The following is a 21,548-nucleotide window of genomic DNA, read 5'->3' on the forward strand; positions in this document are numbered from 1 at the left end:
TTATACAAGTATAAGTCAACGGCACACTGGTACTTATACTTATATCAGGATGACTGGCAAAGGACTGGCGTTGCCGGTTACCGGCGTTCGGCCGCCCGGATTCAAGCCCGGGGCATGTGGGAGAATGACGGGATCGTTACCGTGTGCGAAACGCGTCGCTAGCCAACATGACCCCTGTCGAGACCCGACGCCCCAAGACTTCCACCCGCAAGCCAGCCGCACAGACACCCGCGGCCACGGCGAGCGCATCCCGCGCCGCCGAAGCATCGGGGCGGCAACGGCTGATCGAAGCCGCCGAGCTCGAGTTCACGCAAAAGGGGTACGACGGCGCCTCGGTGCTGTCGATCGCCAACCGCGCGGGCGTGAAGCAGCCGCTGCTGAACTACCACTTCGGCAGCAAGGAAGGCCTGTGGCGCGCGGTGGTGGAGAACGCGTACACGGGGTCGCTCACGGCATCCCGGCAAGCGGCGGACGCGCCCGATCCCGCCGATCCGCTCGCGCGGCTGCAAGCCGCGCTAAGGGCTTTCGCGGTCAGCAATATCCTGCATCCGGCGGCACACTCGCTTGTGCTGATGGAAGTCGCGCAGGATGGCCCCAGGCTGGACTGGCTGGTGGACAACTACATGAAGCCGTTTCATGACAAGCTCGATGCGCTGATCGCGCAGTGCCACGCGGCGCAGTTGCTCAAGCCCTACCCGCCCGAACACGCCAGCGTGACGATGACCGCCACGCTCACGGCGGTTCAGTCAGCCACGCATCTGATCCAGCGCCTTTACGGCGTCGGCCCCATGACGGCCGAACAAGCGGAGCAGCACGCGGAACAGGTCATCGACGTGCTGCTCAACGGCATGCTTGCGCGCCCTGCCAGCCGCCGGCGGACGGCCGGCGCCAGGTAGCGTTCAGCGCGCGGCGACGCCTCTTTCGATGTAGCGCGCCAGCTCATCGGCGCTCACGCCGATATACGGCCTGGCGCGCGCCTTCATGCTCATGTCGCAGTTGCCGGCCTTGGCGGCGCCTTGCATGACATGGCTGATCGCGCCCGCCATTTCCGGGCTGATGGCCTTGCCGGCATTGCCCAGCTGCCATGACAGCACATCCGCCACGGCCATGCCGCAGCGTTGCGGGTCGCGGTAGAGCGCGGCGTCGTGCTCCAGCAGCATCTTCACCTTGGCTTGCTGGCCCAGCTGCATCATGATCACCAGCGGCAGCGCGTCGTTCTGGTCCACGCCGTTGATGCGCATGCCACCGTCGCTGCGGTCGGTCTGGTCGGCCCCTGCCTTCAGCCACGCCAGGTACAAGTCATCCGGCAGCCAGGGCACGCTCAGCGGCGCGATCGCGTTGTCCTTCATGCCCTGCGCGCTGTTCTGGTATTTGAGGCTGACGCCGGCCGCAACCATCCGCTCGGCCGTGGCACGCGCGCTGGCGCGCAAGCCGTCCCACGCAGGGCTGTCCTTGCTGGCTTGCGCCCGCGCCTCCTGGTAGCTCCACACGCGCAGCAGGGCCGACAGGGGCTCGCTGGTCAGCGGCGCCGCCGGCTTGCGCGAGGCCTGCACCAGCCGGTCTACCAGCGCGGGCTGCAAATAGGAGGCCGAGAGGCTCAGCGCCTCGTCCAGGCCGTTGCGCGCCACGGTGTCCTTGCCGCCATAGCCGCCCACCGAAGCGTCCGCGCCACGATCGAGCACAAAGGCCACGCGCTCCGGGATGGCGAGGGCCACGCCCGGCTTGAGCTCACCGCTCGACTCGCGCAACGCCTCCAGCAAGGGTGTTTCCCACATGAAGCGATTGCCGTAAACCATGCGGATGTAGGCCGCGTTGATGTCGGCGCCCTTGGCCAGCAGTTGATCCGCAAACCAGCGCGTGCGGAAGTTGCTGATAGAGGCGTGCAGTACGGTGCGGCCTTTTTTTTCATGCGTGTTCGGATCGGCGCCGTGGGACAGCAGGTATTCCAGCGTGGCGCGATCATCCCCATAGTAGGACGTGCGCGTGATCAGCAAAGGCGTGCCGTTGATGTCGGGCGCCTCCAGCGAGGCGCCCGCCGCCAGCAGGATGTCCGCGATGGCGTAGCGCTGCGCCAGGGGCCGCTTGTCGCGTCCGTCCGGCATGGCCGAAGCCATCAAGGCCGAGCCCCGGTTCGGCCCGTCCACCTTGGCGCCGCCGGCCAGCAAGGCGCGCACGATCTCCTCCTGCTGGAAGTACACCGCCACGCTCAGCGCGGAGACGCCATGCTCGTTGACCCCGTTCGGATCCTGGCCGCGCGCCAGTTGCAGGCGCACCGCCTGCAGGTCGCCGGCCTTGATCGCCGGGAAGATCTCCAGGCGCGGCCGGCAGGTGGCCGCGGTCAGTTGCTTCTCGTCCAGCGCGGTGCTGATGCGGGCCGCCACGTTGGACGGGATGGCATTGTTGGACACCAGCCGCAGGCTGCAGTACTGGCGGTAGTCCTCGCGCGCCAGCGCCAGGTAATAGTCGCGCTTTTCCGGGTTGCGCTCGCGCTCGCGCTGCTGCCAGCGCGCGTCCGCGCGGTTCAGGTAGGCCGCGATGCGCGACGGGTCCCGGCGCAGCACCTCGCCAAGGATCAGGTCGGCCTGGGCCGCATCGCCGGCCTCGGCCAGCCAGAATCCATAGTCGTTCAGGGCGACCAGTGTGTCGGGGTATTCGCCCTTGGGATCGATCTCGCGATAGTCCTGCTCCATGACGAAGGTGCGCAACTGCGCCAGCGCGCGGGCGAATTCCGCGGTCTTCGAACGGGGGATGGCGCGCGCTGCCTGGTGCAGCGCCCGGAAGGCAGCCAGCGTGTCGACCGGCGGGCGCTGCACGAAGCGCAAGTCGGCCGGCATGGCCGTCAGGCGGCTGGGGTAGCTCACCAAGGCTTTGCGCAGCGTGGCCATGGCCTGCGCCTGGCGCGCCGCGTCCCAGGGCCGCGTGCTGGTCACCGTTGCGGTGCTGGCGTCGGCACGCACGGTGATGGCTTCGCCGGCTGTGTCCACCAGGTAGCCGTTCACCTGCTTGCCGTCGACATCGTTGTAGGTATAGGCCACCCAGTAAAAGAGCTCGTCGCCCCTGGGCGTGGTGACGGACACGTTTTCCTCGTGCGCAGGCCGCCAGGTGCCCGGGTCGATCACCAGCGGTGGCGAGCGGAACGCCAGCCTGGACGTGCTGCCTTCGCGCACATAGCGGTAGAAGAACAAGCGGTTTTCGACCTGGCCGACCAGCAGCGCATCGCGCGCGTTTTCGGTGCCCCACACGCGCCGCTCAGGCGCGTTCAGGGCATAGCGGCTAAGGCGCATGGCTTCGATCACCGCGCCGATATCGTATGCCAGCGCGGGGCGCGGCGTGCCGGCGAGGCAGGCCAGTGCCAGCGCCGCGGCGCCGAGCAAGCGGGAAAATCGGGGAACGTAGGAAACGTGGAGAGCTTGAGTTTGAGCCGTGGCAGGAAGGCGGAACATCCGGGACTGGGAAGAGTGACAGGCGGCCCGATGATACTCCGCTCACCTGTCAATGCCACTTTTCATCCACTTTTCGGCAAGCTAAGCCGCATCCTTCTGCATGAACACGCTCAGCGGATCGTCGGCATAGTCGCCGAACGGGCCGCACCGCAGGTAGCCGGCCCGGGCGTACAGCGCCAGCGCCTCGGGCTGGCTGACGCCCGTCTCAAGCACAAAGCGCGGACAGGCCCTGGCCACGGCCTCGTTCTCCAGCGTGGCCAACAGCCGCATCGCAATGCCGCCGCCCCGGTTCGCCGGGCGCACGAACATGCGCTTGATCTCGCCGAACTCCGGCTGCAAGACCACCGCCCCGCAACCAACGGCAGTGCCCTGCTGGTCCCGCACGACGGCAAAGAGAACGTTGGGTTGAGACAGCGCGTCGATGTCGATGCCGTGATGGCTCTGCGGCGGGTACAGCGGCTTCTGGTAGGCGTCCAGTTCGTCGATCAGGCGGATGACTTCCGCTTGCCTGGGGCTTTCAAGCGCGATGTTCATGTTGCGTAGCGTTGGCGTGAAGGGATGCCTTGAATGGCCGGTGCGGCTGAGCGTGCACGGGGGTTCCCGCCGAGGCATGCCATGCCGGAAAATCGGCAGGCAGGCAGGCAGGCGGGCGGGCGGCCAGCGCCCCGCCCGTCCGGTTGGCGGCAGCAGCGCCGGCAACAAAGCCGCTCAGAAACGGCGCACAGGCGTATCCGTCTTCTGGTGCGCGTCCGCGTCGAGCGACTTCTCCGCGTCGTCCCCCGAGAGCCCCTTGTAGTACAGGTGCACCCCGATCGCCAGCGAGTCGTGGCGGATTTCCTGGAACGCTTTCCATGCCTTGGCGGGGTCCTTGAAGACCAGGTAATGCGCTTCCTGCGAGACCAGCGTGGCCACCTCGTGCAGGCCGTGGCCGTGCAGCGTGCTGACCAGCGTGTCGAGGCTTCGGTGCGTGCGCGCGTCGGTGCGCGGGTACAGCATGTGCAACACGGCCACGCGCCGGTCGGCGACCAGTGCCGACAGGGCGACGAGGATCTCCTGGTGATTCAGAGCGGAGACGACGCTGTCGGCGCCGCCTTGTTGCTTCGGGAACAGTGCTTCGATCGTGGAGCTCATGGGTTCACTTCCTTTCCGGCTGACTTGGGTGGAGGCGCACCGGGATGCGCCCGGGCACGAGGCTCCGCCAACGGCATGAAATCCTGCTTGCCGCTGGCAGAGCGCGACATGATCACTGGACACCCTCGGGTTAACGCCGCGCCCGGGGGGTTCGCCGACATCCAGTGCGGCATGGCGATGCATGAATTTACTCCTGTCCGGGGATCAGGGGAAACCCTGAGATAGACCGATACACTTTCCTGCACGCCAGACAATGCCGCGCGGACCGCGCCAGCACTGGATCTAGCGCCTCCGTTTCCCCTGTCGCAATGCATCAATCCGGATTCCGCAACGCACTGCGATCACGCCGTGGCGTCGAGTGCCTCGTGATTGCGCACGGCGCCGGCGCGCCCGGCTGCCTGGTCAAGTGCCCCTATCGCCGAGGACGGTTGAATCGCGGTCAGATAGACGAGTCCTTCCGTATTCACCCAAAGGCGGACTTCCACCAGGACGGACTCGGGCAGACGCTTTCATTTCATGCCGGCGCTGCCCGCGGTGGCCGCGCTGCCAGCGCCTCGCAGATCAGATCCGCCGCCTGCTCCGGCCCGACGATTTCGGTATCGATCTCCAGGTCAGGCGCAAGGGGGGCTTCGTAGGGGGCGCTCAGGCCGGTGAACTGGCTGATCTGCCCGGCCGACGCCTTGGCATAGAGCCCCTTGGCATCGCGCCGCGCGCAAACCGCGAAGCTGGCGCTGAGAAACACTTCAACGAACGCATCGCTGCCGATGATCTCGCGCGCCTGCTGGCGCTGGCTGTGCAGCGGCGAGATGAATGCCGCCACCACCCACAGGCCGCTGCGATTGGCAAGCCTGGCCACTTCAGCGGCGCGGCGGATGTTCTCCGTGCGGTCCGCGTCCGAAAAGCCAAGATCGCGGTTAAGGCCAGCGCGCATCTCATCGCCATCGAGCAGCAGCACCGGATGGCCGGCGGCCAGCATCCGCTTGCGCAGGGCGTGGCTAAGCGTGGTCTTGCCCGCCCCAGATAGCCCGGTGATCCAGACCGTTCCCGGCCGGTGCCCGGTGTCGTGCGGTGAATTTGGCGTGAGGTGCGTGAGGTGCATGCTGTGCGTGATCCGGTATTTGGCGTCGGGCTGCGCGATCAAAGGCCGCGTTCGCGCTGCATCAGACCCAGCAGCGCGGTCCAGGCATCGCCCGCCAGGCTATGGCGCTGGCGGGCCAGCAGCACGGTACCGGGCAATTCGCGTGTGAGAGGGAGCGAGTCGCAATGCGACAAGCGCACGCGGAAGATGGCCGTGGTTGGCGCCAGTCCGTTGTGCTGGCTGCGCGTGACCGCGATGGGGCCGCCATAGAGGCTGGCCAGCGTGCGCTGCTCCAGGCCGGCGACATTGACCTGGTCCGTCTGCGCGGCGGCGCAGCGCACCGAGCCGAATTCCGGGAGATTGGCGACAAAGACGCCGCTGCTGCCGGCGGTGAGCGCGGCGTGGTCCTGCTCGCCGATGAAGGCCTCCGCCTTGAGCTCGCTACCCTGGCCGACGATATGGTAAAGCGGTTCGCCGCGCGCCAGCCACGCGCCATCGGCGAGGAACAGGTTGGCATCCACCACGCGCCCGGCGAACGGCGCGCGCACTTCCATGCGCTTGCGCTCTTCGGCAAGGCCCGTCACCTCCGCCTGGGCGGCGGCCCAGCGGCGGCGCAGCACATCGCCCTCATCGCGCAGTTTGGTGGCAAACGGCTGCTGCTCCATTTGCCAGCGCAGCTGCTGCGCCTGCGCCTGTGCGGCGGCCAGGCGGAAGTCCAGTTCCGGCGAGACCAGTTGCGCCAGCAACTGGCCGGCGGCGACCGTCTGCCCGGCTTGCACCGCGCCGCCGCTCACATAGCCGGGCTGGGCCGCATAGAGCGACTGGCTCTGGCTGGCGCTGAGCACGGCCGGTGCGCGAATGGTGCCGCCCCAGGGGATCACGACCACGGCCAGCAGCATGCCGAGCAAGACCACGGCGCGCCGGGTCTGCGCGTTCCAGTGGATATCCGCACGGCGGTGGCGCCACACCAGTACTTCGCGAACGACTGGCATGACGATGAACACGCCTAGCTCGATGGCCAGCAAGGCCAGCCCCAGCGTCTTGAAGAACAGGTGATAGACGGTCAGCGCGATGCCGAAGAACAAGCCGAGCCGGTAGAGCCAGGTCAGGATGGCGAAGACAATGAGGAAGCGGCGCCGCGAGGCGGAAAAGGATTCGGGCGCCGGATCCGCGAAACCGAACAGCCGCTCCCGCAGCCACCAGCGCGCCATCGCGAATGCCCGGTCGTGCAGGTTGGGCATGTTGAGCCAGTCCGCCAGCAGGAAGTAGCCGTCGAAGCGCATGAACGGGCTGGCATTGATGGCGAGGGTCAGCAACCACGTGCTGGTTGCCAGCATGAACGCGCCCGCACGCAGCGGCCCGTCCGGCAGGAAGCGCCACGCCACCGTGGCAAAAGCGGCCAGCGCCAGCTCCGAGAGCATGCCGGCGGCGCCGATCTTGAGCCGGTCCTCGCGCCGCATCAGCTTCCAGGCTTCGTTGGTATCCGTATAGAGTACCGGCCACATCACCAGGAAGGCGACCCCCATGGTGGGCACGCGGCAGCCGTAACGGTAGGCGGTAAACGCGTGGCCCAGCTCATGCAGCACCTTGGCCAGCGACAGCGCCAGCCCGATGCCCAGCAATCCCTGCAGGCCCGCATAGGAGGCAAAGGTATGGGTAAATTCATCCCAGCGGCGCGATACCAGGTAAAGGCCAAGCAGGGCCACCAGCCCCACGCCCCACCAGAAGCGCGGCTTGAATGCCCACTCCACCCACGGCGCGCAACGCTGCAGCATGGGCATGGGCCGCACCAGCGGCACGCGGAAGAACAAGTAATGCTTGAGCAGCCACATGGCCTTGCTCACGCGGTGCGCGCCCGCGATGCGGCCCAGCCGCGCGCTGTCTTCTGCCCGCCAGGCAAGCAGCAGGTTGTGCCGGTGGAGCAACTGCACCACCGCTTCGAGCTCGTCCTCGCCCACGGTCAGCGTGGTCTCGCGGTTCACCGCATCCAGCAGCGCGCGCGCGTCGCCAAGCGGCCAGCGCGAGAGGATCTCGAATGCCGGCCAGGATAGTTGATAGAACTTGTTGGCGGCCGGGTCGTGCAAGGTCCAGGTGGGTGCGCCGCTGGTGTCGGCCGGACCGGGGTGCAGCGTCAGGTCCTGACGTAATGGGGGCAACACGTTAGATGCCTATCCACTGGCGCGCCACCGTCAACGGACGGCGCAGCGCATGATAGAGAAAAGGAACCCAGCCGGCCGACAGCCGCGCGGTGCCGCGCAGGCCAAGCCGCGGCAGGTCCTTGGCGGCAAAGCTCGCGCGCACGCGGTAGGCCAGCACGCCGCCATCGGTTTCGGCCGCGGCGTAGGACACGCTGATGATGCGGGCATCGAACGCCTGGGTCGGGTTGGCGTCCGGGTAAAAAGTGATCGTGTCGCCGGCCTGGATGCTGACCTGCTCCGCCACCGGCATCTGCGCGGTGAGTTCCACCTTGGCCGGATCGGCCAGCAGCAAAACCTTCTCGCCAATGGTGACGGCCTTGCCCTGCCAGTCGTTCACATCGCCAAAAACGGCCACGCCCTCGCGCTCGGCCTTGACCTGCACGCGCGCCAGTTGCCTGGCGGTGTAGTCGAGTTCCAGCGCCTTCTGGTCCAGTTCCCCGCGGGTCTGGGCCATCTTGAGGCGGCTCTCGTCGTCGGTCACCGCCATCTGCGCCGACTGGCGGTACGTCTCCTGCGCCGTATCGTAAGCGCGCTCGGCCACGGCGCGGCGGGTCTGCAGCGCCACTGTATCCAGGCTGAACAGCGGCGCGCCTTGCGGCACCGGCTGGTTCGGCTGGACGTACACGCGTTCGATCACGCCATCGAGCGGCGCGCGCACCAGGAACGGATCCCGCGCGGACACCTCGGCCGGCGCCAGCACGGTGAGGCGCATGGGAATCAGGCAGACCACCAGCAGGCCGAGCAGGACCCGGCGGCGCATTCTCCCCGGCCGCAGCATGGCCTTGAGCCGCTGGGCCAGCGGCTGCGCGGGCCGGAACGCCGCCAGCGCGTGGCCATAGGCATGCGTGACTTCGGCCAGCACCGCCAGCTCGTGCTCGGTAAACGGCGCTTCGCGCGCGAGCAGCAGCGCGCCGTCGCGCCGGCCGAGCTGGTCTTTGAGCGGCAGCCACAGGGCGTGCGCCGGCAGCCAGTCTGCCCAGTCCGCGCTGGCTTTAGCTGGCGCGGCACCGGCATCGACGGACGTGGTATCGGCGTGCGCATGAGCCAGCCCGCGGCAGAGCTGGGTCAGCCATTGCAGATAAGGCGCGTTGGGGTCGACCTGCGGCAGGCCGGATACGGCCGAGACCTGGCCCAGGCCGCTCTCCAGCCAGACCGCCGCCTGCCGGTAGGGCACGAGGCTGAGCGTCTCGTTGGCCATCACAAACCCGAGCGCCTCCACGCTTTGCGCTTCCCGCGCGCGGCGCTCCAGCTGCAGCAGTGCAAGCAGCGGGGCAACCGCCGTTGGTGCATCGGCGCCTTGCGTCATTTGTCCGGGAAACTCGCCCAGCCGCTCATGCCCGGCAGCAAGGAGGCCTGGCTGCCGTCGATCTTGCCGGTGATGGAAATCGCCTGGCTCACCGGGTCGATCCTGGCGCCGATGCGGCTGACCTTGGCCGGGAATGACTGGTTGAGCTCATCGACCAGGACCGTGAACGGCGTGCCGGGCTTGATGCGCGCCAGCCACCTGGACGGCACGATCATCTGCAGTTCGAGATCGCTGGAATCGACAATCTCAAGCAGCGGCTTGCCCGGCGTGACAAACTCGTGCGCCATCGCCAGGCGCTTTGTCACGCGGCCCGAGAAAGGCGCCGCGATGCTGCACTTGCTGACGGTGGAGCGCATATAGGCGGCCTCCGCGGCCGATTCCTTGGCCTTGGCTTGCGCCTGCTCGATCTCCAGCTTGCCGACCGAGTTCAGTTCCGCCAGGCGCTTGTTGACGGCGAGCACCTGCTGCGCGGCCTCGGCGGAGGCTTCGGCCTTGCGCAGCTGCGCGCTGAATAGCGCGCAGTCGAACGAGACCAGCGTCTGGCCGGCGCGGAAGCTGTCGCCGTCCCGCAACGGCAGGCGGTCGATCTTGGCGTTGATCTCGCTGGAGATGGTGGCGAATTCGCGCGCTGCCAGCTGGGTCCGGATACGGCCATCCTTGTCGGCGCCGGCAAACGTGGTGGGTGCGGCCACGGGTGCGGCACCGGCCGCTGCTGCCGCCAGCAGCGGCAGCAAGGCAGCGGCGTTTAATGCAAAGCGTTTCATTACGGAGTGACAGTAAGACTGGATTACGGGATGACCGGATTGCTCGATTGCTCGATTGCTCGATTGCTCGATTGCTCGATTGCTCGATTGCTCGATTGCTTGATTACTGAGCCTGCTTGGGCGGCTCTACCAAGGTCTTCTCGTGCTCGGCGATGGCCGCGCGCAAGGTCGGCAAGTCGTAGCCGCCAACCGCGGTCGGCAACGGGTCCAGGCCCAGGGTTGCCATCATCTGGCCAGAGGCATTCTGCAGCGCGCCATAGGCTTGATACAGCCGCAGCTCGGACATCACCGCGCTGGCGCCCGCACGAATCTCGGCCAGCTTGCCGGTTGCATCGGAACGGGTGGCATTCTGCGTATGCGTCAGGATGCGCTGATCGACGTCGTTCATCTTGCCGGACAACTCGAAGGCACGCTTGTAGCCGATGTAACCGCGATATGCCACGTGCACCTGGGTCAGCACCGCCATGTTCAGCGCCAGGCGCTGCTGCTTGGCGACTTCATACTGCGCATCGGCGGCGGCACGGATGTTGCCGGCGTTGAGCAGGTTGAGCAGGTTCCAGCTCATGCGCAGGCCGATGTTGTTCCAGGCGTTGTTCACCAGGAAGTTGTCGGTGTCGAAGTTCGCGCCCAGCTGGAAGGTCACGCCCGGCAGCAGCTTGGCGAGCGCCTTCTTGGTTTCATCCAGGCCAATGCGCTCGTTGTAGCCGGCCTCGACCAGTTCGGGCCGGTTGACGAGGGCGGTTTCTTCCATCTTGTCGGCAGCCACCGGTAGCTTGGGCAGGCTGAAGCCCGTTGGCGCGGCCAGCGTGTAGTCATCGCCCGGCGGCACGTTCATGATCGAGGCCAGGCGCGGCTTGGCTTGCGCAAGCTCGTCGCGCACGGCTTCAAGCTGGCGCAGGATGTCGAGCAGCTGGCGCTGGTAGTTCAGCGTTTCCAGCGGCGACTGCAGCCTCTCCTTCTCGATGCGCTGGGAGTCGTCCAGCGCCGCTTGCGTCAGCTTGAGGATGGGTTCCACCTTGGCTTCGAGCTGCTGCGCGCCCACGGCTTGCCAGTAAGCTTGCCTGACCTGCTGCATCATCAGGTGAACCACCTTGCGGCGGCGCTCGCTCATCACCAGCACGCGGTCGGCCTGCTGGCGCGCGGTGTAGTAGCTGACGCCGAAGTCCAGCACGTTCCACGACAGGTTCAGGTCGCCGTTATAGTGCGAGCGCTCGGACGAGGTCGACGGCACGAGGGACTGCTGCCCGGTGACCACGTCCCTGGAGGATGAGGCGAGTTCGTTGCTGCGCCAGGCGTAACCGGCGTCGGCCGTCAGGCGGGGCAGCATGTCCCAGCGCGACAGGTCGAGCTGGCGCTGCGCCATGGCTTCTTCCATCAGCTTGAGCCTGCCGTCGAGGTTGTACTTCAGCGCGCGCGCCATGGCCTCCTCGAGCGTAACCGGGCCGGCCAGCGCCTCTTGGTTCTGGAACATCGCCTGGCGTTGGTCAGGCAGCTCGGCCTGGCGCTCGGCCAGGGTGGTAGCGACGGGCTGAATGGCACAACCGCCCAGCATCGCGGCGGCGGCCAACACGGAAACCAGCCGTTTGGGTCCGGGTTGGACAAGGCGAGAGATAGCGTTCGACAACGGATTTTCCTCTTTCCGGGGTTGCTGCGTTTTACATTGATTCATGGCGTGATTCGCTATCGGCCTAGGCCCGCTCCGGTTGTGCTTGTGCTGGCGCTTGCGGCTGCCGGCTCATTTGCAGGTGGCGCAGCAACGCCGCATTGGCGGCCTGTTGCGCGGGCCGGCCAAACTGATCGAACTGCACCGCCAGCGCCGGCTTGCCGGCTGGCGGCGCCGTGGCGGCCTGCAGGAGGCCGGCCAACGGATCGGCATGGCTGCCGTCGCCCTGTGCGAGCGTGTCGGCGTGCTCCAGGCCCGCACGTGAGTCGGCCGACGCTTTCACGTTCAGGTCCAGATGGCTGCTGGCGCGATTGCCCTTGCTGTCCCGTGCGGTGACTTCGATCTGGAGCTGCTGGTTCATGCCTTGCGGCGGCTTGCCGGCCAACGTGCCGGTCACAGGATCGAACTTGAGCCACGGCGGCAGCGGGCGCCCGTTGGCCAGGCGCACCTCCACCGTCACCGTGGCTTCGCGGTCGCTCGCGCGGAACAGGGAAGCCGGCAGCGCGATGCTGATCGCCTCGCCCGCCCGCGCCGAGAAACTGCCGATCTCCGGCATGGCCTGCAGGCCAATGCTGCCGGCGCCGCCAACGTCGACCAGATTCATGCGCCCTTCCGGCGCCTGCAGCGCATAGCTCAGGCTGCCGGCCGAAAGCGGATCCGCATTGAACGGGTTCCGGCCAACGGCGTCGGCGCCCAAGCCGGTGCCGTTGCCGGCCGGGTTGAGCGTCGGCGCGTCGACGCCTGGCGCCGAGTCAAGCGCGGTCAGCGTGATCAGCGGCGCCGACGGGGCTGGCGCCAGCGGTGCCGGCCCCGGCACGGGCGCCGGAGCTGGCGCGGGTTGCGTCGTCAGATGGACAGTCGAGCGCACCTCGTACGGATCGCCGCTCGCGCCTGCAGCGAGCGCATTGCCCGCGCTATCGGCAATGCCCGTGCCGCTTGCATTGAGCGTCAGGCCAATCTGCCCGGAGCCGCCGAGACCGGTGACAAGCACGGTATAGGTCCGCGCATCGACCTGGGTGACGCTGCTGATGGCGCCCGTTGCGGAGCCGGTCCGGGTCAGCACGAAGTCGGCGGCATCCACGCCGGTGACGCCTTCGGCAAACGTCACGGTATAGCTCACCGCGCGGCCCGAGGTGGGCGATGCATCCACGCGCGTAATGCCCACAGCCGTGGGCGGCGTGGTGTCCACCGTCACGGCCCGCGTATCCGCCACGCCGTGCAGGGACACATCGATCGCATTGCCGGCGCTGTCGCGCATCGTGCCACCATTGGCCTGCAAGGCGGTCACGGTGATACCGTTAGCGTCGTTCTGGCCAGCCGCAACGATGTAACGGAAGGTCAGCGCGGTGCTCCCGCTCCCGGACACGTAATCGGCGTAGACGGTCTGGCCACCGACGTCGAGCGCCAGGCGCGGCGTGCCGCGGGTGGTATCGATCACCGTGTTCTCGGACAGGCTCACTGTGAAATCAAGCACCTTGCCAGCGTTGTAGTCGCCACCGGCCGGCGCGCTCACGCCGAGCACCACCGGGGCGGTGTGGTCAACCACGTAGCGCTGGCCGGCCAGGCCGCCGGCGATGGCGTTGCCTGCCACATCGGCAATGCCGGTGCCGCTGGCCTTCAGGTCCAGGCCCAGCTGGCCGTCGCCGGTCACGTTGTTCACCACCACGCTATAGGTATGCCCATCGACCTGCGTCACCGAGGCAATCTGGCCAGCGGCCGTGCCGGTGCCCGACAAGGCGAAATCGCTCACATCCACGCCGGTGACGTTTTCGCTGAAGGTCACCGTGAAGTGGACGGCGTTGCCCGCGGTCGGCGTGGGGTCCGCGGCGATGACCGCTACCGCTGACGGCGCCACGGCATCGACCAGTACCCCGGTGGTGGATGCCACACTGTTCAGCGCGGTCACCGCATCGTTGCCCGCGACATCGCGCACCGTGCCGCCGTGGAGATCCAGCGCGGAGGCAACGGCCACGCCATTGCTGTCAAGCTGGCCGCTCGCCACGGTCAGGCGGAATGTCAGGGTGCTGGTGCCGGAGCCGGACACGTAGCTGGCGTAGACCGTGCCGCCGGTGTCCAGCGTCACGGCGATGCGCGGTGTGCCGCCGGTGGTGTCGACCACCACGGCCTCGCTGTAGTTGACGGTGAAATCGAGGTTCTGGCCGGCGATGTAAGTGCCGTTGGCCGGCACGCTGACGGTGGCCACGGTCGGCGCAATGCCATCGACCACGATGTCATGCTGGCCGCCCATCGAATGGGCGCCGCCCACGGCGGGCAGGGTCAGTACCGCGGCATCGCTGCTGGCATTGGTGATCACGCCACCGTTCAATGCCAGCGCGGCTGACGATGCCACATCGAGATCGGCGCTGCTGTCGCCGGCCTGCACGGTATAGCGGAACGTGAGCGTATTGGTGCCGGAGCCCGAGATGTAGGTGGCATTGCGGTCCACCGCGCCGGTTTCCAGCAGCAGGGTCGGCGTGCCACCCGTGGTGTCGACGGTCACCGCCTGGTCGAACGTCACCACCACGCTGACTGTATCGCCAACCTTGTAAGTGCCATTGGCGGTGAGGGCATCGACGTTGGTGACGACGGGATTGATGCTGTTGACGGTGATCGCGATCGTATCGGTAGCCGTCTTGGCGCCGCCGGAACCCGTCAGTCCCTGGTCGTTCGTGGTGATCTGGATGCTGCCTGCGCCGTGATAACCGGGCGTAGGCGTATAGACAAGGCCATTCAGCGCGGCGTTGATGTCCGCCAGTGTTCCCGTGAATGTCATGGTGGCGTCACCCACACCGGAGCCGGTCAGAAAGCTCAGGCTCGACGTGCCGGAGAGCGTGATCACGCCGTTGGTTGCCGTCAGCGTCACTCGTTCGACGCCGCCGGCGGAATCGACATCGCTGACCGAGATCAGGTTGCCGTTGCCGGCGCTGAATGTCAGCGCGCTGTTCTGATCGACACTCTGGGCTGCCGGAACGGCGTTGACCGGGTTGTCATTGACGGAATCCACGCTGACAAGCTTGGTGGCGGCGGCACTGTCGGTCGTGCCATCGTTGACCGTGAAGCTGATGGTGCGGTTGCTGGTATTCGGCAGGTCCGACGTATCGGTGTACGTGACGGATCGCAGCGCCGCTTGCCACTGTGCCGTCGTAGCGCTCGCGCCGGACGACGTCAGGGTCATCACCCCGGTCGCGCTGTTGTAGCTCGCCGTGATATTGCCCATCGTAGCGCCGTCGTTGGTGAACGCCAGCACATCCTCGGCGGCGCGGAAATTGCCGGTGATCGACACGGTGGCGCTGGCGAGCGTGGTGTTGTCCAGGTCGCTGACCGTCAATCCGCTGTCGATGGCAACTGGCGTGCTGGTGACGTTGTTGCCCTCGGTGAACGCGGTGGTGCCACCGCTGGTGGTAGCCACCGGTGTATCGTCGACCGCGGTCACGCTGACCGTCTTGGTGACCGTATTGCTATCGGCCGTGCCGTCGTTGACGGTGAAGCTGATGGTGCGGTTGCTGGTGTTCGGCGTGTCCGAGCTATCGGTATAAGTGACCGAGCGCAGCGCCGCTTGCCACTGCGCCGTCGTGGCGCTCGCGCCCGACGAGATCAGGGTCATCACCCCGGTCGCGCTGTTGTAGCTCGCCGAGATATTGCCCATGGTGGCAGGGTTGCTGGTGAAGGCCAGCACGTCTTCGCCGCCGTGGAAGTTGCCGGTAATGGCAACGGTGGCGCTGGCAAGCGTGGTGTTGTCCAGATCGCTGACCGTGAAGCCGCCATCGATGGCAACCGGCGTGCTGGTGACGTTGTTGCCCTCGGTGAACGCGGTGCTGCCGCCGCTGGCCGTTGCAATGGGCGTGTCGTCGACCGCGGTCACGCTGACCGTCTTGGTGACCGTATTGCTATCGGCCGTGCCATCATTGACGGTGAAGCTGATGGTGCGGTTGCTGGTGTTCGGCGTGTCCGAGACATCGGTGTAGGTGACCGAGCGCAGCGCCGCTTGCCACTGGGCCATCGTGGCGGTCGCGCCGGACGAGGTCAGGGTCAGTATGCCGGTCGAGCTGTTGTAGCTCGCCGAAATATTGCCCATGGTGGCGCCGTTGCTGGTGAAGACCAGCACGTCTTCGCCGCCGTGGAAATTGCCGGTAATGGCAACCGTAGCGCTGGCCAGCGTGGTGTTGTCGGCGTCGCTGACCGTGAATCCGCTATCGATGACAACCGGCGTGCTGGCAACGTTGTTGCCCTCGGTGAACGCGGTGGTGCCGCCGGAACCGGTGGCAATGGGCGAGTCATCGACGGCCGCGACGGTAACGACCTTGGTCGCCGTATTGCCATCGGCCGTGCCGTCATTGACGGTAAAGCTGATGGTGCGGTTGCTGGTATTCGGCAGGTCCGACGTATCGGTGTACGTGACGGATCGCAGCGCCGCTTGCCACTGTGCCGTCGTGGCGCTCGCGCCGGACGAAGTCAGCGTCATCACCCCGGTCCCGAGGTTGTAGCTCGCCGAGATATTGCCCATGGTGGCGCCGTCGTTGGTGAACGCCAGCACATCCTCGCCGGCGCGGAAATTGCCGGTAATCGACACGGTGGCGCTGGCGAGCGTGGTGTTGTCCAGGTCGCTGACCGTCAATCCGCTGTCGATGGCAACCGGCGTGCTCGCGACGTTGTTGCCCTCGGTGAACGCGGTAGTGCCACCGCTGGTGGTCGCCACCGGCGTGTCATCGACCGCGGTCACGCTGACCGTCTTGGTGACCGTATTGCTATCGGCCGTGCCGTCATTGACGGTAAAGCTGATGGTGCGGCTGGCGGTGTTCGGCGTGTCCGAGCTATCGGTGTAGGTGACCGAGCGCAGCGCCGCTTGCCACTGCGCCTTCGTGGCGGTCGCGCCGGCCGAGGACAGGGTCATCACCCCGGTCGCGCTGTTGTAGCTCGCCGAGATATTGCCCATGGTGGCGGGGTTGCTGGTGAAGGCCAGCACGTCCTCACCACCTTGGAAGTTACCGGTAATGGCAACCGTAGCGCTGGCCAGCGTGGTGTTGTCGGCGTCGCTGACCGTGAAGCCGCCATCGATGGCAACCGGCGTGCTGGTGACGTTGTTGCCTTCAGTGAACGCGGTGGTGCCGCCGCTGGCCGTTGCAATGGGCGAGTCGTCGACTGCGGCAACGCTGACCGTCTTGGCCGCGGCATTGCTATCGGACGTGCCGTCATTGACGGTAAAGGTGATGGTGCGGTTGCTGGTGTTCGGCGTGTCCGAGCTATCGGTGTACGTGACCGAGCGCAGCGCCGCTTGCCACTGCGCCGTCGTGGCGCTTGCGCCGGACGAGGTCAGGGTCAGCACTCCGGTCGCGCTGTTGTAGCTCGCCGAGATATTGCCCATGGTGGCGGGGTTGCTGGTAAAGGCCAGCACGTCTTCGCCGCTGTGGAAATTGCCGGTAATCGCCACCTTGCCGCTGGCGAACGTGGTGTTGTCCGCATCGCTGAACGTGACGCCGCCATCGACCACCACCGGTGTGCTGGCAACGTTGTTGCCTTCGGTGAACGCGGTCGTGCCGCCGCTCGTGGTGGCAATGGGGGCGGCGTTCGGGATGTAGGTCTTGTCGAGGACACCGCCGGTGTCGTTGTAGATCTTGCCAACGGCCGTTGGGCTGATACCGGTAAGCCCTCCGCCGAGTGCCGGGCCACCCGCCCCGCTCGCGCCTGCGTTGCCGGTTATCGCCGCATAGGCCGAAGCCGTGATGTGCACGGTGCCCTGGTTCCATATGGCGCCCACGCCCAGGCCACCGGCGCCGCCGCTTGAGGCGCTCCCGCCCAAGCCACCCCCGCCGCCACCGCCGCCGCCTGCGCCCAGGTTGTTGCTGATGATCGAGTTGCCAACCACATTGAGGGTTGCGCCAGTCGCGTTGAAGATGCCGCCCGCCGCGCTGCCACCGGCGCCCCCGGTGGCATCCCAGCCGCTGCCGCCGCCGCCGCCGCCGATCGAGATGGAGCCGTTGGTGGCAGTCCCCCCGTTGCCGCCGTTCGAGTAGTTTGCGGCGCCGATGCCCCCCGCACCGCCAGTGGTAGCGCCGCCATGGCCTCCCATGTAGTTCGTGGTGTAACCGCCTCCATTGCCGCCAACGCCGGTATGGCCCGACGTACCGGCATAGACACCTGTTCCGAAGCCAGCCGCGCCCCCCGCTCCACCGCCAATGCCGGACATGCCGCCACCGCCGCCGCCGCCGCCGCCAACAGCGCCGCCGACATAGGGGGCGGCTACACCACCGCCACCGCCGCCGCCGGCAGCCGTATTGGCCGTGACGGTGACATCCGTCAGAGTCAGCGTCCCGGCGTTGTAGATGCCGCCACCTTGCGCGGCGGTTGCAGCCACCCCGCCGGCCCCGCCGTTGCCCGAAACCAGGCCATGCTCGATTACCAGCCCCTCCAACCCGACGGTCGAGCCAGAGCTGATTTCCAGCACGCGGCCGTTGTAGTGTCCATCGAGCGTGACGTCGGCGACGCCGTCGTGATTGATGTCGCCATCGATGGTGAGGTTCTTGTTGATCAGCAGCAGCGAATTGCCCGACGTGATGGTCGACAGGTTGATCGTCATGCTGGTGCTGAAGGTGATGGTGTCACCCGCCTGTGCCGAGGCGATCGCGCTGCGCAAAGTACCGGCACCGGCATCTGCGGTGCTCGTCACGGTGATCAGCGCCAGGTCGTGCGCATAGGCGGATTCCGCGCTGGCCGACAGCACCGAGGTGGCTTCGATCTGGCCGGTGGTGATTTCCAGGTTCCAGTCGCTGCCCGCGCCGGTGCGGTTGTCCGAGGCGGCAATATCGCGGCCGGTCAGCGCCGCCAGCGAGTCGACGAACGACAGGCCGGCCGCGCCTTGCGCGGTACTGCAGGCATAGATCAGGATGTCGCCACCACTCTGGATGCCGCTGCCGATCCTGGCCAGGCTGCTGGCGTAGTTGCCAACGTTGTCGCCGGACAGGTAGGTATTGCCAAGCCACAGGTCGCCAGCCTCGCCGTGCGCGATGATCTGGACGGACTTGGCGCCGGGGTGGGCCGACAGGTAATCGGCCATCTGGGCCAGGCCGTCCGCGTTGCGGTTCAGGTAGACGATTTCCGTGCCGGGCGCGACACCGGCCAGCAGGCTCGCGCTGTCCTCCACCCGGCTATCCACGAACAGCACGTTGTGCCCGGACGGCGCCGGAGCCGGCGAGGACGGGGCACCGGCTTCGGCCGGCGCGGGAGCATGGCCGGCGGCGTCCGCAGGCTGGGCAGTGGCTGGCGCTGCAGCCGGTGCTGCAGCCGGTGCCACATGGCTATCCGTGGGGTGGCTATCCGCTGCGTGGCTGTCCGCCGGCGCGCCGTGGCTATCCGCGGCCGGGTGGGCCGCCGCGGCCGCCGTGGCGACCGCGGCGCCGTCGAACATGATACGGGGCTCCAGCGCCATGATCAGCGACGAGGAGAGCGGGCTGGACCGCTTTGCGGGCCGGGCGGGGATTGCAACCGCGCCCTCTACCTTCTGCTTCCGGGTCCACCACATATCGCTCTCCTCGCGCATCCGCGCCGGGCACGGCTCAGGAGGCGCGCGGCGGGCTGCAATTTTCTGGTCGGTTTTCTGAAATCGGCCAGCAAGTGCCAGCCCTTGTTCGTCGAACTAAATGCGCCAATCGTGCTAGTTGCGCTAATCGCGCTTTGCGCGGATGACATTGGCCGCGCTTTTGCTGCCGTCCTCCCAGAACGACAGCGCAGCGTATTGCTCGAACAGGTCCGGCGGCAGGATGCTGCGCCGTGCTTGCTTTGCCACCTTGGATTTCACCTGGTGCAAGCCGGACACGCCCAGCGCCTGATCGAACTCCGGCGCGTCGTATTGCACGTTGTTGAAATCGTGCGCAAACCACGGCTCGCCGATAAAGTCGTAAACCAGGCGCATTACCTTGTCGGGCGCCTGGCTGAGCAAATCGTAGTCGACCAGCAGCAGGGAACCGGCGTTCTCGCCGTAGTAGGCTTCCTTGAGCGCGGCCCACGCAAAGCCAACCAGGCGATTGCGCTGCGCCAGGGTATCGACCCGGCTATAGACGGTGCTGCGTTCGGCGTCATCGGAAAACAGCTTGGTGTTTTCATACGGATTGGCGCGATACAGACGCTCAAGGCTGTCCATGACCCAGGCGACATTGCGCACGCAGGCAATCACCTTGGCATTGGGAAACAGATCCTGCAGCGCGGGCATGCGTGCGCACCAGTTGCGGTTGGTGTCGAACACCACACCTTTGCYGGCCTTGTCCGCGTAATAGCTTTCGAACAGGCCACGCAGCAGCCGGCGGCGCTGGTCCTGGGCGATCACGGGTCCGAATTCGCTGCCTGCGCTGCATTGCGCCAGCACGGCATTGAACAGCGTCCCCACCGGACTCGTCATCCCGGCGTGGAACCGGGGATTCTGCAGCAGTAGCGCGGACAGTAAGGTTGACCCTGACCGGGGTAAGCCTGAGATGAAGTGGAACTGGTTGGAAGACACCCGATTCACCGCTGTTTTTATGTTTTAAGCCGGTAGTCTATGCGATGGACATGGCGCTCGTACATATGACAGACGGGCAAGATTGGGGCCACCGCAGGGATTTTCGGCGGACTTGTATTACAGAATATTAGCGCGCGGCAAGGCGCTTTCCCGCAAATCGGGCACCCGCGCGGGTCTGCGAATTAATACCCCTCTAAAGAGGGGATCCGATGCCGAATCCATACCTGGGCTCAGGTATTCCCATGCAACCGCTGGAGTGTCGGCGGCAAACAACGCCCGGCAGCGCCGTGGCCGACAAATACTAAAAGAGGTTCTTCACCGAATTCCGGGGAAGGCCACCCGGATTTTCAGGAAGACGTGACCGGTTTGCGAACATGCAGCCTAGGGCCGGTCTGCCGGCCCGCGAATTGATTGGCGCGACGCTTGGCGATATCCGCGCGAATGAGCACCACAATCACTGGCAGCACTTGGTTGGCAAGGGAAGTTGGCCGAGCAAAGTGGCGCTACCGCCGCTTGCGTCCACGGCACTCAATCAGCTTCTCGTGTATCGCAGCCCGCGACGCCGGAGCGCCATTAGGAAATCCCCGGGCACATTCTTGTTCGAAGTGTTCGCCATCAAATTCGAATCCATCAGGTGGGCGCCTTCATGCGGAAGATTGTCCGCAGCGGACCGGACGCCAATATTGACCAGACCGGATTGATCGGTAATGGTCAGCGCCTAGCCTGGATGTTTGTTTCTAGCGATACTGGCGCAGGAAAGATTCGCATTGCTCCACGGGGGCAAGTTTCGCTGCCCAGCGATATATGTCGCTTACTATTGATTGAGACGCCGATATTTTTTTATTGTCCACAAGCCCCGCAACATTGGGGACGTTCGTCGAATATCTATCGAATAGTAGTGTCGTTTGGCTCCCGCCCAGTGACCGCAGGTAAATTGCTTCGCGAGGTTCGAACTTTATCCTGCTTTGAATTCTTGCCACTTCGGGATTGGCTTGACCAACCAACCGCGCCATTTCCGCCAGCATTTCTGCGTCATCGGTTTCATACCTGCATCCAATCTGCCTCAATTTCTCTTCGGTCAACCCTTGTTCTTGGATAAATAAAAGTGGCGCAAGATAAACCACGACCGATTTCGAAAGAAGCATTTTTGTTGCAAGCTCTTTTGCATCAAACGGTCTTTCCGGTTTGGATTCAGTGAGTCCGAGCGACGATTGGGAGAACGCCGGTTTCAGTAACCCCAATAATATTAATATAATTAATCTATAGATATTAGATTTCAATTTTCGATTCCTGCGGGGAAATACTCAAACGCCGTTTCATTCGTTGAGGGGCGTTGTTGCATAAATCGGACTTAAAAACACAGAGACTCCTGTGATCCGAAATTCAGACGATGTGGACGGACTTCGGGCGTGCAAGAGCCGCCATGCGGTTAAGCACGCCTACGCGGATCGCCACTTCTGTTGCTTGCGAGCCGATG

At 65.9% G+C, this 21,548-nt stretch carries 12 protein-coding genes; 1 reads left to right on the forward strand and 11 read right to left on the reverse strand.

Annotation, left to right across the window (positions count from 1 at the left end):
* Positions 1–167: 167 nt before the first annotated feature.
* Positions 168–896, forward strand: a complete 729-nt coding sequence (locus tag AC1DQR_RS24240) for a TetR/AcrR family transcriptional regulator (protein WP_416050695.1) — start codon at positions 168–170, stop codon at positions 894–896.
* A 3-nt stretch (positions 897–899) separates the two neighbouring features.
* On the opposite strand, the gene AC1DQR_RS24245 is transcribed toward AC1DQR_RS24240, so the two are convergent.
* The 11 genes from AC1DQR_RS24245 to AC1DQR_RS24295 all read right to left on the reverse strand — a co-directional run bounded on the left by AC1DQR_RS24245 (position 900) and on the right by AC1DQR_RS24295 (position 21,351).
* Positions 900–3,374, reverse strand: a complete 2,475-nt coding sequence (locus AC1DQR_RS24245) for an ankyrin repeat domain-containing protein (RefSeq protein WP_477133938.1) — start codon at positions 3,372–3,374, stop codon at positions 900–902.
* 150 nt (positions 3,375–3,524) lie between these two features.
* A complete protein-coding gene (locus tag AC1DQR_RS24250) occupies positions 3,525–3,977 on the reverse strand; it encodes a GNAT family N-acetyltransferase (RefSeq protein WP_477133939.1) in 453 nt (150 codons plus the stop codon).
* Between the two features lie 174 nt (positions 3,978–4,151).
* Positions 4,152–4,574, reverse strand: coding sequence for a hypothetical protein (locus AC1DQR_RS24255; RefSeq protein ID WP_477133940.1), 423 nt, complete (start codon positions 4,572–4,574; stop codon positions 4,152–4,154).
* 514 nt (positions 4,575–5,088) lie between these two features.
* Positions 5,089–5,673: an adenylyl-sulfate kinase gene (cysC, locus tag AC1DQR_RS24260; protein WP_416050699.1), complete on the reverse strand. Its 585-nt coding sequence runs from the start codon at positions 5,671–5,673 to the stop codon at positions 5,089–5,091.
* 38 nt (positions 5,674–5,711) lie between these two features.
* Complete coding sequence (locus AC1DQR_RS24265) at positions 5,712–7,811, reverse strand: peptidase M50 (RefSeq protein WP_477133941.1); 2,100 nt, start codon at positions 7,809–7,811, stop codon at positions 5,712–5,714.
* Between the two features lies 1 nt (position 7,812).
* Positions 7,813–9,156, reverse strand: a complete 1,344-nt coding sequence (locus tag AC1DQR_RS24270) for an efflux RND transporter periplasmic adaptor subunit (protein ID WP_477133942.1) — start codon at positions 9,154–9,156, stop codon at positions 7,813–7,815.
* Positions 9,153–9,920 (reverse strand): efflux RND transporter periplasmic adaptor subunit, encoded by a 768-nt coding sequence (locus tag AC1DQR_RS24275; RefSeq protein WP_416050702.1) that lies wholly within the window; start codon positions 9,918–9,920, stop codon positions 9,153–9,155. The genes AC1DQR_RS24270 and AC1DQR_RS24275 overlap by 4 nt, the downstream gene beginning before the upstream one ends.
* Before the next feature lie 103 nt (positions 9,921–10,023).
* Positions 10,024–11,544, reverse strand: coding sequence for a TolC family protein (locus AC1DQR_RS24280; protein WP_416050703.1), 1,521 nt, complete (start codon positions 11,542–11,544; stop codon positions 10,024–10,026).
* 64 nt (positions 11,545–11,608) lie between these two features.
* Positions 11,609–19,099, reverse strand: coding sequence for a DUF4347 domain-containing protein (locus AC1DQR_RS24285; RefSeq protein WP_477133943.1), 7,491 nt, complete (start codon positions 19,097–19,099; stop codon positions 11,609–11,611).
* 141 nt (positions 19,100–19,240) lie between these two features.
* Positions 19,241–20,080 carry a sulfotransferase family protein gene (locus AC1DQR_RS24290; protein WP_477133944.1) on the reverse strand — a complete coding sequence of 280 codons (840 nt, stop codon included), beginning with the start codon at positions 20,078–20,080 and terminating at the stop codon, positions 19,241–19,243.
* Positions 20,081–20,808: 728 nt separating this feature from the next.
* Positions 20,809–21,351, reverse strand: a complete 543-nt coding sequence (locus AC1DQR_RS24295; RefSeq protein WP_477133945.1) for a hypothetical protein — start codon at positions 21,349–21,351, stop codon at positions 20,809–20,811.
* Between the last annotated feature and the right edge of the window lie 197 nt (positions 21,352–21,548).

This window comes from Cupriavidus sp. 05L411 (genome assembly GCF_056398045.1).